We start from the raw sequence: 15,164 nt of genomic DNA on the forward strand, positions 1-15,164 counted from the left end.
ATTTCAGGTGGCGCGGCGCATCGTGCCGCCGCTTTCGGGCGCACCGCCGCCGAGGCTGATCGGGTGGTCGAGGCCACCGGGAATCGGCAGGCGCAGCAGGCGGTAGAGGGATTTTACATTTTCTCGGAACAGGCCGTCGAAGCAGGCGACCGACTGCGGCGAGTTGTAGTCGCCGAGCCACCAGAACCAGTCCGAACTTTCGCAAACGGCCAGTCGCCGCAATACGGCGGCACGCTCGTCATCGTCGAGCCGGTCGCCCTGCAACGCGCGGTCGGCGCACAGCTTGACCTCGCATAGCATGTCCCAGGCACGGTTCTTGTCAGGATTGCCGAGCCAGGTCGACAGCGTGCCATAGACCCAGCTTCCGGCAGTCAGCCGGGGCAGCCGAGGGCGGCGGTCGTGCTGCGTGGCCGCTGCCTCGCTCAGGGTTACCGTGCGGATTTTCGGGTTCTCCTCAAGAGCGTCGTAGAGGTCCGAAAAGAAGTACCAGGCGTTGTACGGGTAGTATTCCCAAGCATTTTCGCCGTCGAGAAAGACCGTGATCAGGTCGTTCCGCTTGGGGCGGTCGAGCGCCTTGAGTTCGCCCATAAAATGCTGGGCGGCGTCGCGGCCGTGCCAGTTGGCGTATTCGAAGCCGATCAGGTCGGAGAGTCGCTCGTTGCGGAAAAACAGCGTGATGTCGCCCGGCGTATCCTCGGGAGCCTGCCATGGAGTCGTCGTCGCGGCCTGATTGCCGGCGGAATGCTTGAGGACGCCATGACTGCTCGCGGTCCACTGGAAACCAGATTCGGCGATCTGGTGGAGAAAGGGCGTCGACAAGGCGCCCTCGGCCGGCCACAGACCGGCCGGCACGCTGCCAAAGCGCCGCTCGTGGCTGACGCGGGCGGCGGCCAGATGGGTCGCGACGCGGGAACGCCCGCCCGGGTATTCGGGCGATGAGGGCAGGGGGCTTTCCGGCCAGCTTTCGCGGGCAGCCTTGAAATCGATCAGCAGCGGCGCCAGCGGGTGATTTTCCGGGGTGCAGCTCAGTTCGACCTGGCCGCGCTCGCTCAGAGCCCGATAGCGGGGAATCAGCCGACTCACGACGGCACCGAGTTCGGCGAGGAGGGCCTCACGGTCGGCGAGATCGAAACCGCTGCCCTTGGCCATCAATTGCGGCACGACATTCCCCTCGCGGCGCAGGCTCTCGCCCGTCCATGCGAGCAGGAACCAGACGGCGAGATCCGCGTAATAGCCGCCGGAGAGATAGCTCAGCGAATTGGCATCCTGCGTCTTGACAAAATCCAGCAGGTCGCGCAGCCGCCGGTAGGGCGCGAAAGGGTCGAGCATCGTTCGTGCGTGACAGCGGAAGGCCATGTCGAGCAGCCATGTCCGCTCCCCGGCATCGAGCGTGTCGGGATCGGGTTGAGCGGTGATTTGCAACAGCGGGTCGCGCCACTGCCGGGTGGCGAACTGTTCGCGGTAATCTTCGACCTGATCGAGAAGCACCGGCACGAAATTGACCGTGCAGCGCACGCCGGGATGGCGTTCGAGGTGGCTGGCCATGTCGGAATAATCCTTGATGGCATGGAGGAGAACCCAGGGCAGCACGAAATGCCCCGTTTCGGGATGCCGGTAATCCGGCTGGTGCATGTGCCAGAGAAATGCGAGATCCGCCATCAGCGGTTTTCCGCCGCGCCCTGGCCGAGCATTTCGGCGGTGACCAGCGTGATCCCCTTGGGGCTGACGTGAAAACGCTTGCGGTCGGCTTCCGGATCGACACCGACGATCATCCCATCGGGAATCCGACAATTCTTGTCGATGACACAACGCTTGAGGAGCGCACGGCGCCCGATATCGACCCCCGGCAGGATCACCGAATCCTCGATTGATGTCCAGCTATGCACGGTGACGCTGGAGAACAGCAGCGAACGCTTGACCGCGGCGCCGGAAATGATGCAGCCGCCGGAAATCAGCGAGTCGATTGCCATACCGCGCCGCCCGTCGTCGTCGAAGACGAACTTGGCCGGCGGCAACTGCTCCTGATAGGTCCAGATCGGCCAGTCCTTGTCGTAGAGATTGAGTTCCGGCGTCACCTTGGTCATTTCCATGTTCGCCTCCCAGTAGGCATCGATGGTTCCGACATCTCGCCAATAGGGTCGATGGTGTTCGCTGCCGACGCAGGAGTCGGCGAAGCGGTGGGCGAACACCCGGTAGCGCGGGACGATATGCGGGATGATGTCCCTGCCGAAATCGCGGCTCGAACCCTTGGTCAGCGCGTCCCTTTCCAGTTGCTCGAAGAGAAATTTCGCGTTGAAGATATAGATGCCCATCGAGGCCAGTGCACGGTCGGGCTGGCCGGGGATCGAAGGCGGATTCTGCGGCTTCTCGAGGAAGTCGATCACGCGATCGTCTTCATCTACGCCCATGACGCCGAACTCGCCTGCTTCACCGAGCGGCACGTCGATGCAGGCGACCGTCATGTCGGCGCGGTGCTGGGCGTGGATCGCCAGCATCCGGCCATAGTCCATCTTGTAGATGTGGTCGCCGGCGACGATCAGGATATGTTCCGGGTTGTAGCGCTTGAGAAAATGCTTGTTCTGGTAGACCGCGTCAGCGGTCCCCTGATACCACTGCGTGTCGTCGATCTGCTGCTGCGCCGGCAGCAACTGGATGAATTCGTCGAAACGCCCATCGAGGAAACTCCAGCCGCGCTGGATGTGGCGGATCAGGCTGTGTGCCTTGTACTGCGTGGCGACGCCGATCTTGCGGATGCCCGAATTGACGCAGTTGGACAGCGTGAAATCGAGAATGCGAAACTTGCCCGCGAACGGCACGGCCGGCTTGGAACGGAAGTCGGTGAGTTGCCGGAGGCGGCTGCCGCGGCCGCCGGCCAGAATGATGGCGAAGGTGTTGCGCGTCAGGTGGCTGATGAAGCGCATATCGGTTTCGTCGCGCATCAAGCAATACGTCTGATGCGTGCAAGTGGTGCTGTCCGGCATAGGGGACCTCCCTGGTCACTGTTTTGTCTTATGATACTGCGAGAGGGGGAGCAAATGCAGTCATCGGACGCGCTTTATCTGTTCAACGAAGGCCGGAATTTTCAGACCTACCGCCTGCTCGGCGCCCATCCGTCGGATGGGAGGACGCTGTTTCGCGTCTGGGCGCCCAATGCCGGCCAGGTCTCGGTGGTCGGCGATTTCAACGGCTGGCGTGGCGGCGTCGACACGCTGCATTCGCTCGGTGCCTCGGGCGTCTGGGAGGGCACCGTTGCGGCGGCGCTGCCCGGCAGCCTGTACCGCTTCGAAATCGTCAATCGCCACAGCGGCGAGAAACTGATCAAGTCCGACCCCTATGGCCGCGGTTTCGAACTGCGTCCGGGCTCCGCCGCCTATGTCACGTCGCCGTCGCAACACGTCTGGAATGACGCCGCCTGGCTGGCGAAGCGTGCGGCGTGGGACTGGCAGCACGCGCCGGTCAATATCTACGAACTGCATCCCGGTTCCTGGATGCGCCATCCGGACGGCAAGCCCTACCTGTGGCGCGAGTTGGCCGAGCGCCTGGTGCCCTATGCCGTCGACCAGGGCTACACCCATCTCGAGCTGTTGCCGGTCACCGAACACCCACTCGACGAATCCTGGGGCTACCAGACCACCGGCTACTTCGCGCCGACCGCACGTTACGGTTCGCCGGATGATCTGCGCTGTTTCATCGACACCTGCCATCAGGCCGGGCTCGGCGTCATCCTCGACTGGGTGCCAGGCCATTTCCCGCAGGATGACTGGGCGCTCGCCCGCTACGACGGCACCGCGCTCTACGAACACGAAGATCCGCGCCTCGGCCTGCATGTCGACTGGGGTACGCATATCTTCAACTACGGTCGGCATGAAGTGCGTAGTTTCCTGTTCTCGTCGGCCTACTGGTGGCTGGCTGAATTCCATTTCGACGGCCTGCGCGTCGATGCGGTCGCCTCGATGCTCTACCTCGATTACTCGCGCAAGGCGGGCGAGTGGCTGCCCAACAAGTTCGGCGGGCGCGAAAATCTCGACGCTGTCGACTTCCTCAAGGATCTCAACACGATGGTCCACGCCGAATTCCCCGGCGCGCTGACCATCGCCGAGGAATCGACCGCCTGGCCGCTGGTGTCGCGGCCGACCTATGTCGGTGGCCTCGGTTTCTCGATGAAATGGAACATGGGCTGGATGAACGACAGCCTGCGCTACTTCCAGCGCGACCCGATCTACCGGCGCTGGCACCACGACGAACTGACCTTCGGCCAAGTCTATGCCTACAGCGAGAACTACGTGCTGCCCTTCTCGCATGACGAAGTCGTGCACGGCAAGCGTTCGCTGCTCGGCAAGATGCCGGGCGACACCTGGCAGCGCTTCGCCAACCTGCGCCTGCTGCTGGCCTGGCAGACATTTACGCCGGGCAAGAAGCTGATGTTCATGGGCTGCGAATTCGGCCAGCAGCGCGAATGGTCGGAAGCCCGCGAACTCGACTGGAGCCTGCTCGCCGATCCCGGCCACATCAGCCTGCAACGCCTGTCGGGTGACCTCAATCGCCTCTATCGCGACACCCTGGCGCTGCACGAGCAGGATTTCACCAGCCTCGGCTTCGAGTGGATCGATTGTCACGACAGTGAAAATTCGGTGCTGTCCTGGCTGCGCTGGGGGCGCGACGGCAGCTGCGTTGTCGTTGCGGTCAACTTCACCCCGGTGCCGCAAATGGCCTACCGCCTCGGCGTGCCGGCAGCCGGGCGCTATGTCGAAATCCTCAATACCGACTCGACGTATTACGGCGGCAGCAATCTCGGTAATTCCGGGGCGCTCGATGCCTGCGAGGGCGAGTGGATGAACCGCCCGGCCAACCTAGAAATTACGATTCCGCCACTGGCGGCGGTAGTGTTGCGGCGCAGTTGAGTATTTGGCGATCGATCAGTTCCCGGCTGCCGCCTGCCGTGGGCGCTACACGCAATGTGACGCCAGCGCCAGCGTACCCCTGAGACCGAGGCCCTCGTCGGTTACCAGGCGGACCGGCATGTCTTCGCCGAGATGCCGATGTTCGCGCTTGGCGAGGAAAGCCTCGACGAACGGGCTGACATCGCTGCCGGGCAGCAGTTTGGCGGCGATGCCGCCGGCCAGATAGACGCCGCCGCGCGCCAGCCAGTGCAGTGCAAGATCGCCGGCGAAGGCGCCATAGCATTGCAGCCACAGGTTCAGGGTCTTGACGGCGATGGGGTCGCTGCCGACGAGGGCGGCGTTGCCGATTTCTTCCGCCCGCTGCGGTCGACCGCCAAAAAAGGCATAAATCCGTGCCAGGCCGGGGCCGGAAACGATGTCTTCAGTGGTCACCCGGCCATTCTCGTCGAACAGCCAGCGCCACAGTTCGCACTGCTCGGTGGTCTGCGGCGCAAAGCCCATGTGGCCGCCTTCGCCGGCGATGACGCAGTAGCGATCGCCCTGCCAGACCAACCCGGCGACACCGAGCCCGGTGCCGGCGCCGAGAATGACGCGCGGCGCATGGTCAAGCGGCTTGCCGGCGTGCAGCGTGACGATGCTTTCGGCTTCAACCAGTGCCAGGCCGTGGGCGGCAGCGGCAAAATCGTTGGTCAACGTGACGCGCGGAATGGCGAAACGCTGCCCCAGTTCGGATGCCGAAAGTTGCCACGGCAGGTAGGTCAGCTTGGCGTGCTGCCCGTCGGTCGGTCCGGCGACGCCGAAGCAGGCGCCGGATATGACCGGGCGGTCGGCGAGAAATTCGTCCAGCAGCGCCGTGAATGTCGGGTAGTCGGCACTGGCGAAGCGTTGCTGGCGGACGATGCGCAGCCGGTCGCCGTTCATTTCGGCCAGAGCCAGCAGGGTCTTGGTACCGCCGAGGTCGCCGCCGAGAATCATGACTAAACGGCGACCTGGGCGGCGATGTGCGGATGCGGGTCGTAGCCGTCGAGACGGAAGTCTTCGAATTTGAAGGCAAAAACGTCGTCGACCGCAGGATTGATCCACATCGTCGGCAGGGCGCGCGGCGCGCGAGAAAGCTGCAGCCGGGCCTGCGCGAAGTGATTGCTGTAGATGTGCGCGTCACCGAAGGTATGGACGAATTCGCCGGGCCGGTAGCCGCAGATCTGCGCCAGCATCAGCGTCAGCAGCGCGTAGGAGGCGATGTTGAACGGGACCCCGAGGAAGGTGTCGGCGCTGCGCTGGTAGAGCTGGCACGACAGCTTGCCGTCGGCGACGTAGAACTGAAACAGGCAGTGGCAGGGCGGCAGGGCCATGCTGTCGACGTCGCCGGGGTTCCACGCGGAAACGATGTGGCGGCGTGAATCCGGATTGTTCTTCAGACTGTGCACCAGTTGGGCGATCTGATCGACGACGCGGCCGTCGGCGGTTTCCCAGCGTCGCCACTGCTTGCCGTAAACCGGCCCGAGGTCGCCGTTTTCGTCGGCCCATTCGTCCCAGATGCGGACGCCGTTCTCTTTCAGGTAGGCGATGTTGGTGTCGCCCTGCAGGAACCACAGCAATTCATGGACGATGGACTTCAGATGCAGTTTTTTGGTTGTCGCCATCGGAAAGCCGTGCGCGAGGTTGAAGCGCATCTGCCAGCCGAAAACGGAGCGCGTACCGGTGCCGGTGCGGTCGGATTTGTCGTGACCACTTTCCAGGACGTGGCGCATCAGGTCGTGATATTGCTGCATGGGACTAATCCCGGAACAGGGTCAAGAGGTAGAATTCTACATGGTCCCCATGGCACTGCGGCGCCGCGATTGACCTGCGGCTGCTCATGGTGTCCAATCCCGGCCATGATCACCCCCGGATTCCGTCTGATCCCGCTCTTCATCGGCCGGGGGCTGCTCGCGCCGCTCAACTCAACCTCGGTCATTGCATTGGTGACTTGCGCGGTCTCGATGTCGGCGGCAATATTCGTCATTCTCGAGATGAGCCATCCGCGCGATGGCATCATCCTGGTTTCCAGGGCGCCCCTCGAGGCCGCACTGGCTATCATCAGCAAGCAGGCTCCGGAGTAGACTGGCGTGGTAATCAAACTTGGGTCGGTTGCAGCAGATGCTGTCCGTCATGGAACGGAAATGCTGAACAAACTGCGGGGTCTTGGCCGCCTCACCGGGGCGAAGGTCGATCATCCGCTGGCGGACCCACGGGAAATGCGGCGCATCATCGACCAGATTTCCGGCGACGACACCTTGCGGGCCATTGACGAGGTCGTCGGCTGGCTCGAGTCGCTGGGCAGTGCCCCTGAATTCCCCGAGGATCACCTCTACGAGGTGGTCAGCCGCCTCGATGACGCCGCCCAGCCGCATCTGAAACGCCTGGAGCGGAACTATCTACATACGCAGAACCTTTCGCGAACCGAGGGAAAGCGTATCTGGACCACCAGCCACGGCTTCTGGACCTTGCTGGCCACCAGTTACGAGCGCTGCCTGGCTGCAGCCGGTGAGAAGAGCCGGGTTGGTTCACACTTGCGGCAGAATCTGCCGGCGCTCACGGCGCGTCTGATTGCCGCACTGGCCGCCATCCTCAAGTGGGAGCAGTTCAATTTCGGAAAATCAACAGGAGAACTCTGGCGGCGTCTCGGGGCCGCGCTGCTGTCGGCCGAAAATGCCGGCGTGGCGACGCGCGCCATCCAGTTGCATGCGAATGCATCCAGGGTCACGAGTCCGCAGCAGGAATTCATCAAGGGCGTCGCCTTTCAGGCGGCGTCGCTGGACGGCCTGCTGCCGCTGGAAGTCGATCTGGCCGAGCGCCTGATCGTGCATTTCCTGCCGGGCTTCGTTTTTTCAGCAGTGGCCGAAATCGACTCCATCTATTGGGTTGACCTCGCGCTGGCCGAACCGCCCCGGCGCCTTACCCGGGGGCCGGCCGGGCAGAGGCCGACGCAGCGCTTTTTCAAGCCGGGCACGGCACCTGCCGGAATCGACGCGCTCCTGAATGAGCTCGAGCGCGGACACGATGTTTCCGCAGACATCACTCTGGGCGGCCACTATCATGCCCGGGTGCTGCTCCCGGTGGTCCGCCATCTCGCCACCTATCTTGCGCCCATCCCGCCGCAACGGCGCCATGACCGGCACCCGGTCAAGCAGCACGCCATCGTTCTCCATGGTCTGGCCAACGCCTTCGGCGCCTTTTCGGGGCAATTCACGACGCGCGCCAATGGCGATCCGACGGCTATCTGGGCCATCGAAGATGTCAGCCGGGGCGGTTTTGGGGCTCTGCTCGACAGCATTCCCGGCGACGGGCTCAGGGTAGGCGCGCTGATCGCCATGCAGCAGGCGGGTCGCGAAGACTGGTGGCTGGGCATCGTCCGCCGCTACCGCCGCACCGGTGAATCGGAACTGCGCGTAGGTGTCGAGACCCTGACGCGGCAGGCGATGCCGGCCGAACTGAAGTCACGCGCCGCGTCGAGCTATGCCGCGGTTCCCGGGATCCGTGTCCTGCTGCTCCGCGAGGGCGGCGCGCCGGGTGAAGTACGGGCGGTGATGCCGTTCGGCGCATTCGACCTGCGGACGACGCTGGAATGGAACGACAACGGCACGCGGGTTCAGCTCGCGCCGGTCGCCATCGTCGAACAGGCGAGCGACTATGATCTCGCGCGCTATCGGCTGACGCCGGTCGGCTGAGGCCCTATCGGCCGCGTAGCGCGGCCTTGGGACGGAAAGCCCTGACCACGGCGTCGTCGGTTTCCGCGTAGGGGCCGCCGATCAGGTCGATGCAATAAGGCACGGCGGCAAAGATGCCGACGTGACTGACCTTGCCGTCGGCAGCGCGGACGCCTTCCAGCGTTTCCTTGATCGATTTTGGCTGGCCGGGCAGGTTGATGATCAGCGTCTGCTTGCGGATCACGGCGACCTGGCGCGAGAGGATGGCGGTCGGCACGAAGTTAAGGCTGATGCGCCGCATTTCCTCGCCGAAACCGGGCATTTCCTTGTCGCCGACTGCCAGCGTCGCTTCCGGCGTCACGTCGCGCGCCGCCGGGCCGGTGCCGCCGGTGGTCAGTACCAGATGGCACCGGCTGCGGTCGACCAGCTCGATCAGCGCATTTTCGATGGCCGCCCGGTCGTCGGCGATGAGCCGGGTTTCGGCGCGCCACGGCGTCGTCAGCGCGCTGGCCAGCCATTCCTGGAGGGCCGGGATGCCCTTGTCTTCGTAAATTCCAGTCGCGGCGCGGTCGCTGATCGAGACCAGGCCGATGACCAACTCTTCATTCTGCAGCATTGCTCGCTTCTTGTAGATCGAGTTCCTGCAGAATCTGGAAGATGGCGCGAAAACTCTTGGGCGGCTTGTTCGCTTCCTGCTCCTTGAGCGCATTGCGCCGCAACTGACGCAATTGCTGGATGTCGGCGCCGGGCCAGGTGGTGGCGATGTCGGCCACTGCCGATTCGTCTTCGAGCAGGCGCGTGCGCAGCCTTTCCAGGCGATGCAGGCGGGCGGTTTCGGCCGAAGATTCGCCGCGAATCAGCGCCAGGCCGGCGCGAATCGGTTCGTCGTCGGTGCTACGCATCAGCTTGCCGAGATACTGCAACTGCCGCTTGTGGGCGCCGTGTGCGGTGATCTTCTGGGCCGCGCGCACCGCTTCGTGGATGTTGTCCGGCAGCTTGATGCGCTTGAGCTGGCCAGCGGAAAGCCCGACCAGTTCGGTGCCGAGGTCCTGCAGTTCGTGCATCGCCTTCTTTTCCCGGGTCTTGGAAGGGCGCTCGTTACTGTCGGAGAAATCTTCGTCGTGCATGGCAAAGGTGGGTGGCATGGGGCTGCTATGATAGCGGCTTTCCCGCCCGGACGTCCCGTTCATGCCTGAAGTCGCCAGCTTTTCCTACCCATTCGCCAGGCTCCAGCAACTGGCCGAGGATGTCCTCAAGCACGCCCGCGACAAGGGTGCGACCGCCAGCGAGGTCGACGTTTCCGAGGGCTTCGGCCAGTCGGTCGGCGTGCGCTGCGACGAGGTCGAAACCATCGAGTTCAACCGCGACAAGGGCGTCGGCATCACGGTCTACTGCGGGCAGCGCAAGGGCTACGCCAGCACCTCCGATTTTTCGCCGCAGGCCTTGCGCGAGACCGTCGAGGCGGCGCTCGACATTGCCCGCTTTACCGCCGAGGACGATTGCGCCGGGCTGGCCGATGAGGCGCTGATGGCCAGGGAATGCCCCGATCTGGATTTGTACCACCCGTGGGCGTTGACCGTGGAAGATGCAATTGACACGGCGCGCCGGTGCGAGCAGGCCGCCTTCGACACCAGCCCACTGGTCAGCAATTCGGAGGGCGCGTCGATCTCGACACAGCAGGCGCAATTCGTCGCGGCCAACAGCCTCGGCTTCATGGGTGGCTACCCGACTTCGCGCCACTATATTTCGTGTTCGGTGATAGCTGGCGAAAACGACGGCATGCAGCGCGACGACTGGTATACGACGCATCGCGATGGCGCGCAACTCGACGACCCGTTGCGCGTCGGGCGCATTGCCGCCGAGCGCGCCGTGGCCCGCCTCGGCGGGCGCAAGGTCAGGACCGGCGATTTTCCTGTCCTGTTCGAGGCCACGCTCGCCGGCGGCCTGCTCGGCAGCCTGGTGCATGCGGCGAGCGGCGGCGCCCTCTACCGGAAATCGTCGTTCCTGATCGACCACCTCGGCAAGCGCGTGCTGCCGGAATTCGTGAACATCAGCGAGCGTCCGCATATCCGCTGCGGCCTCGGCAGCGCGTCGTTCGACAGCGACGGCGTCGCCACCCGCGATCGCGAGGTGGTCAGCAGCGGTATCCTGCAGGGCTATTTCCTGAGTACGTACACGGCGCGCAAGCTGGGCATGCAGACGACCGGCAACGCCGGCGGCAGCCACAATCTGATCATCGAGCCGGGTGAACTTGCACTTGACGGCCTGCTGCAGAAAATGAACCGTGGCCTGCTGGTCACCGAACTCCTTGGGCATGGCATCAATTACGTCACCGGCGACTACTCGCGCGGCGCCGCCGGTTATTGGATCGAGAACGGCAGCATCGCCTACCCGGTCGAGGAGATCACCATCGCCGGCAACCTCAAGGCGATGCTCGCCGGCATCGTCGCCGTCGGCAACGACGTGCTGGTGCGCGGCTCGAAACAGACCGGCTCGATTCTGGTCGACCGCATGACGGTCGCCGGCGAGTAGGCCTATTGGGGTTTTCCGCAACTCGCCAAGGCAGTCCATTGGGTTAGGATGACCGTGCTACAAAGTCTGACGTTACCAATCACTCTCGAGGAGACAAAAACATGCAGCGTCGTAATTTTCTTGCCAAGGCAGCGGTAGGTGCCGCTGCCGTCGGCCTGGCAGCCTGCGGCAAAAAGGAAGAGCCGAAATCCGCCACGCCGAGTTCGACGCCAGCAGCGCAAGCGCCTGCACGCTCAAGTGCTCCAGCAGTTACCGGGTCATTGCCGGAGGTTAAATGGCGCCTGACGTCCAGCTTCCCGAAGAGCCTCGACACCATCTTCGGCGGCGCCGACACGCTGGCCAACCGGGTGCGCGCCCTGACCGGCGGCAAGTTCGATATCCGCGTTTTCCCTGGTGGCGAAATCGTTCCCGGCCTGCAGGCGCTTGACGCAACGCAGCAGGGTACCGTCGAGTGCTGCCATAGCTGCTCGTACTACTATGTCGGTAAGGATAAGACCTTTGGCTTCGGCACCACCGTGCCCTTCGGCATGAACGCCCGCCAGATGAATGCCTGGATTTACTTCGGTGGCGGCCAGAAGTTGCTCGACGAGTTCTACAGCAACTACAACGTCCTTTCCTTCGCTGGCGGCAATACCGGCGTCCAGATGGGCGGCTGGTTCCGCAAGGAAGTCAAGAGCCTCGAAGACCTCAAGGGCCTGAAAATGCGGATCGCCGGCCTCGGCGGCAACGTCTTTGCCGCACTTGGCGCTGTGCCCCAGCAGATTGCCGGTGGCGACCTCTATCCGGCGCTTGAAAAAGGCACCATCGATGCCGCCGAGTGGGTCGGTCCGTACGACGATGAAAAGCTTGGGTTCTTCAAGGTTGCCAAGCATTACTATTATCCGGGCTGGTGGGAGCCGGGTCCGACGATCCACTTCTTCGTGAATAAGGCCGAATGGGCCAAACTGCCCAAGGAGTACCAGGAAGCCTTCCAGGCGGCCGCCTACGAAGCCAACGTGACGATGATGGCCGAATACGACCACAAGAATCCACCGGCCTTGTCGCGCCTGCTGCAAAACGGTGTCAAGCTGAATTCCTACTCCGACGCCATCATGGAAGCCGCCTACAAGGCCAGCCAGCAGTTGTACGCTGACGAATCGGCCAAGAATCCGGCTTTCAAGAAGATCTACACCGAGTACGACAAGTACCGCAAGACGCAGAACGCCTGGTTCAGCGTTGCCGAATACCGAATGGACGGGTTTGTGCAGCGCCATCGCTAAACGGTCACGGTCGACGACGAAAAACCCGCGAATTTCGCGGGTTTTTCGTTTCAGGGCGGAGTGACGAGCGTCATTGCTCGAGCAGGCTGCGCAGCATCCAGGCGTTCTTTTCGTGAATCTGCATGCGCTGGGTCAGCAGGTCGGCGGTCGGTTCGTCACCGACCTTGTCGACGATGGCAAACATGCTGCGCGCGGTCCTGGTGACGGCTTCCTGGCCGGCGACCAGTTGCCTGATCATCTCGGTGGCGTTGGGCACGCCCTCGCTTTCCTTGATCACCGTCAGCTTGGCGAACTCGCGGTATGTGCCGGGGGCGGCGACGCCGAGGGCGCGGATGCGTTCGGCGATGATGTCCAGCGCATTCCACAACTCCGTATACTGACCCATGAACATTACGTGCAGGGTGTTGAACATCGGCCCGGTGACGTTCCAGTGAAAGTTGTGGGTCTTCAGGTAGAGGGTGTATGAGTCGGCGAGCAGGTGGGACAGTCCGTCCGCGATCTGTTCTCGATCCTTTTTGTTGATTCCGATATCCATGGCCGTTTACCTTTCCTGTAGATGATGTGATTTCATTCTGAGCGCGCGACCGGGATTTATCAAGTTGCCTTCTTCTATCGCGACGATCGGCGCCGGCTATGCGCCAATGAAAAACGGGGCCGCAGCCCCGTTCGGTCGATCCGGCTGACTATTTCTCATTCTGCTGCAGGTTCTTCAGCAGGTCGGCGGCGGGATCCTTCTGATCCGCGCTGTCGCCGCTCATGCCACCTTGCTGCATCAGCGCGCCGAGGTCCGAACCGTCGCCCTGCTCGGTCGTAGTCCGGTGTTCCGGATCGCCGTAGCTGACGATGTTCGGGAAGACGATGATCAGCGTGACCATGATGATCTGGATGCAGACGAAGGGAATGGCGCCCCAGTAGATGTCTGTCGTCTTGACCGAGGCCGGAGCGACCGAGCGCAGGTAGAACAGCGCGAAGCCGAAGGGCGGGTGCATGAACGAGGTCTGCATGTTGACCGCGAGCAGGATACCAAACCAGACCAGGTCGATGCCCAGCTTGTCGGCCACCGGCGCCAGCAGCGGCACGATGATGAACGAAAGTTCGAAGAAGTCGAGGAAGAAGGCGAGGACGAAGACCAGCAGGTTGACCACGATCAGGAAGCCGGCCTGGCCGCCTGGCAGTCCGAGCAGCAGATGTTCCACCCAGAGGTCGCCGTTGACGCCGCGAAAGATCAGGCCGAAGACCGTTGAGCCGACGAGAATGAAGACCACGAAGGACGAGAGCTTGCCGGTTGTTTCCATGGCCTGCTTGAGCAGCTTCCACGACAGGCGCTTGCGGCCCAGGGCCAGAATTAGCGCTCCGGTGGCGCCCATGGCGCCGCCCTCGGTCGGTGTTGCGATGCCGAGGAAGATGGTGCCGAGGACCAGGAAGATGAGCAGCAGTGGCGGCACCAGTGCTGTCAGTACGCGCAGTAGCAGCTTGAAGCCGTGCAGGGTGCGCGCATCCGCCGGCAGCGCCGGGCAGGAACTCGGCTTGATGATGCTCAGGATTGCGACGTAGCCGACATAGAGAGAGGTCAGAATTAATCCCGGGATGATCGCGCCTTCGTACATGTCGCCGACCGACCTGCCGAGCTGGTCGGCCATGATGATCAGCACCAGTGACGGCGGGATGATCTGCGCCAGGGTGCCGGAGGCGGCGATGACGCCGGTGGCCAGGCGCTTGTCGTAGCCGTAGCGCAGCATGATCGGTAGCGAGATCAGGCCCATCGAGATCACCGAGGCGGCGACGACGCCGGTCGTCGCGGCGAGCAGGGCGCCAACGAAGACCACCGCGTATGCGAGGCCGCCGCGCATCGGGCCGAACAGCTGGCCGATGGTGTCGAGCAGATCCTCGGCCATTCCCGAGCGCTCAAGGATGAGGCCCATGAAGGTGAAGAAAGGGATGGCCAGCAGCGTGTCGTTGGCCATGATGCCGAAGATGCGTTCGGGCAGCGCCTGGAACAATGCCGGATGCAGCAATCCGAGTTCGATGCCGAGCAGCCCGAAGACGATGCCGTTGGCGGCCAGGGCGAAGGCGACCGGGTAGCCGAAGAGCAGAAAGACCACGAGGCCACCGAACATCAGCGGCGCCATGTTGGCGATCATCCATTCCATTATTTGGCCTCCATTGCTTTGGTGGCGGCGATGGCGGCGGCCAGTTCTTCTTCGGGGGTCGGCCTCCTGGCCTTGGAATTCGGGTCGCCGATCATCCCGGCCAGGAAGGCGATGCGCTTGATCAATTCGGAGACACCCTGCAGCGCAAGCAGCATGAAGCTGATCGGCAGCAGAATCTTGACCGGCCAGCGCAGCAGGCCGCCGGCATTGGCCGAATGCTCATTGATCTTGTACGACTCGGCGACCAGCGGCAGCGACAGCCAGAGCACTGTAACAACCATCGGCAACAGGAAGAAGATCGTCCCGATGATGTCGATGACCGCGAGTCCGCGTGGCGACAGCTTGCCCGAGAGGACGTCGATGCGGACGTGCTCGTTCTTCTGCAGGGTATAAGGCGAGCAGAGCAGGAAGACGGCGGCAAACAGATACCACTGGATTTCCAGCAAGCCGTTGGAGCTGTCATGGAAGACGAAGCGATAGCTGGCATTGCCGGCGCTGATCAGGGTCATCACCAGCACCAGCCAGAACGCGGCCTTGCCGACGCGTTCATTGATCCAGTCGATCAGCTGCGAGAACTTGAGCAGAAGGGTCACGAAAAATCCTCCTCGGTTGTTAGAATTCCCGGCTTCTATG

General features: G+C 63.1%; 14 protein-coding genes. 5 read left to right on the forward strand and 9 right to left on the reverse strand.

All coding sequences use genetic code 11. The features are described from left to right. Window positions 1-3 precede the first annotated feature (3 nt). Both IPP03_16805 and glgC read right to left on the reverse strand, forming a co-directional pair. Window positions 4-1,659: a glycoside hydrolase gene (locus IPP03_16805; protein MBL0354223.1), complete on the reverse strand. Its 1,656-nt coding sequence runs from the start codon at window positions 1,657-1,659 to the stop codon at window positions 4-6. Further along, window positions 1,659-2,981, reverse strand: coding sequence for a glucose-1-phosphate adenylyltransferase (glgC, locus tag IPP03_16810; GenBank protein MBL0354224.1), 1,323 nt, complete (start codon window positions 2,979-2,981; stop codon window positions 1,659-1,661). The genes IPP03_16805 and glgC overlap by 1 nt, the downstream gene beginning before the upstream one ends. A gap of 54 nt (window positions 2,982-3,035) precedes the next feature. Here glgC and glgB point away from each other — a divergent pair, with 54 nt between their 5' ends. Further along, window positions 3,036-4,901, forward strand: a complete 1,866-nt coding sequence (gene glgB / locus IPP03_16815) for a 1,4-alpha-glucan branching protein GlgB (protein ID MBL0354225.1) — start codon at window positions 3,036-3,038, stop codon at window positions 4,899-4,901. Between the two features lie 45 nt (window positions 4,902-4,946). Here the strand turns inward: glgB and IPP03_16820 are convergent, their stop codons facing one another. Together IPP03_16820 and IPP03_16825 are read right to left on the reverse strand one after the other, a co-directional pair. Beyond that, window positions 4,947-5,876, reverse strand: a complete 930-nt coding sequence (locus IPP03_16820; protein MBL0354226.1) for a glucokinase — start codon at window positions 5,874-5,876, stop codon at window positions 4,947-4,949. Between the two features lie 2 nt (window positions 5,877-5,878). Beyond that, on the reverse strand, window positions 5,879-6,673 hold the full coding sequence (locus tag IPP03_16825; protein ID MBL0354227.1) for a thymidylate synthase: 795 nt from the start codon (window positions 6,671-6,673) through the stop codon (window positions 5,879-5,881). 105 nt (window positions 6,674-6,778) lie between these two features. On the opposite strand from IPP03_16825, the gene IPP03_16830 reads away from it, so the two are divergent. Both IPP03_16830 and IPP03_16835 read left to right on the forward strand, forming a co-directional pair. After that, window positions 6,779-7,003 (forward strand): hypothetical protein, encoded by a 225-nt coding sequence (locus IPP03_16830; GenBank protein MBL0354228.1) that lies wholly within the window; start codon window positions 6,779-6,781, stop codon window positions 7,001-7,003. Between the two features lie 60 nt (window positions 7,004-7,063). After that, on the forward strand, window positions 7,064-8,611 hold the full coding sequence (locus tag IPP03_16835) for a hypothetical protein (protein ID MBL0354229.1): 1,548 nt from the start codon (window positions 7,064-7,066) through the stop codon (window positions 8,609-8,611). Between the two features lie 4 nt (window positions 8,612-8,615). Here the strand turns inward: IPP03_16835 and mog are convergent, their stop codons facing one another. Together mog and IPP03_16845 are read right to left on the reverse strand one after the other, a co-directional pair. Next, window positions 8,616-9,206 (reverse strand): molybdopterin adenylyltransferase, encoded by a 591-nt coding sequence (mog, locus tag IPP03_16840; GenBank protein ID MBL0354230.1) that lies wholly within the window; start codon window positions 9,204-9,206, stop codon window positions 8,616-8,618. Continuing rightward, on the reverse strand, window positions 9,193-9,717 hold the full coding sequence (locus tag IPP03_16845; GenBank protein MBL0354231.1) for a DUF615 domain-containing protein: 525 nt from the start codon (window positions 9,715-9,717) through the stop codon (window positions 9,193-9,195). The genes mog and IPP03_16845 overlap by 14 nt, the downstream gene beginning before the upstream one ends. A 61-nt stretch (window positions 9,718-9,778) precedes the next feature. Between IPP03_16845 and pmbA the strand changes: the two genes are divergently transcribed. Together pmbA and IPP03_16855 are read left to right on the forward strand one after the other, a co-directional pair. Further along, entirely contained in the window at window positions 9,779-11,122 is a 1,344-nt protein-coding gene (pmbA, locus tag IPP03_16850; GenBank protein MBL0354232.1) for a metalloprotease PmbA, read from the forward strand. A 101-nt stretch (window positions 11,123-11,223) separates the two neighbouring features. Continuing rightward, window positions 11,224-12,381: a TRAP transporter substrate-binding protein gene (locus IPP03_16855; GenBank protein MBL0354233.1), complete on the forward strand. Its 1,158-nt coding sequence runs from the start codon at window positions 11,224-11,226 to the stop codon at window positions 12,379-12,381. A 70-nt stretch (window positions 12,382-12,451) separates the two neighbouring features. Here the strand turns inward: IPP03_16855 and IPP03_16860 are convergent, their stop codons facing one another. From IPP03_16860 to IPP03_16870, 3 genes are all read right to left on the reverse strand, one after another. Beyond that, window positions 12,452-12,916 carry a DNA starvation/stationary phase protection protein gene (locus tag IPP03_16860; protein MBL0354234.1) on the reverse strand — a complete coding sequence of 155 codons (465 nt, stop codon included), beginning with the start codon at window positions 12,914-12,916 and terminating at the stop codon, window positions 12,452-12,454. A 148-nt stretch (window positions 12,917-13,064) separates the two neighbouring features. After that, entirely contained in the window at window positions 13,065-14,531 is a 1,467-nt protein-coding gene (locus IPP03_16865; protein MBL0354235.1) for a TRAP transporter large permease subunit, read from the reverse strand. Further along, window positions 14,531-15,124: a TRAP transporter small permease subunit gene (locus IPP03_16870; protein MBL0354236.1), complete on the reverse strand. Its 594-nt coding sequence runs from the start codon at window positions 15,122-15,124 to the stop codon at window positions 14,531-14,533. The genes IPP03_16865 and IPP03_16870 overlap by 1 nt, the downstream gene beginning before the upstream one ends. Window positions 15,125-15,164: the final 40 nt, after the last annotated feature.

It is taken from the genome of Candidatus Dechloromonas phosphoritropha (genome assembly GCA_016722705.1).
GTDB lineage: Bacteria > Pseudomonadota > Gammaproteobacteria > Burkholderiales > Rhodocyclaceae > Azonexus > Azonexus phosphoritrophus.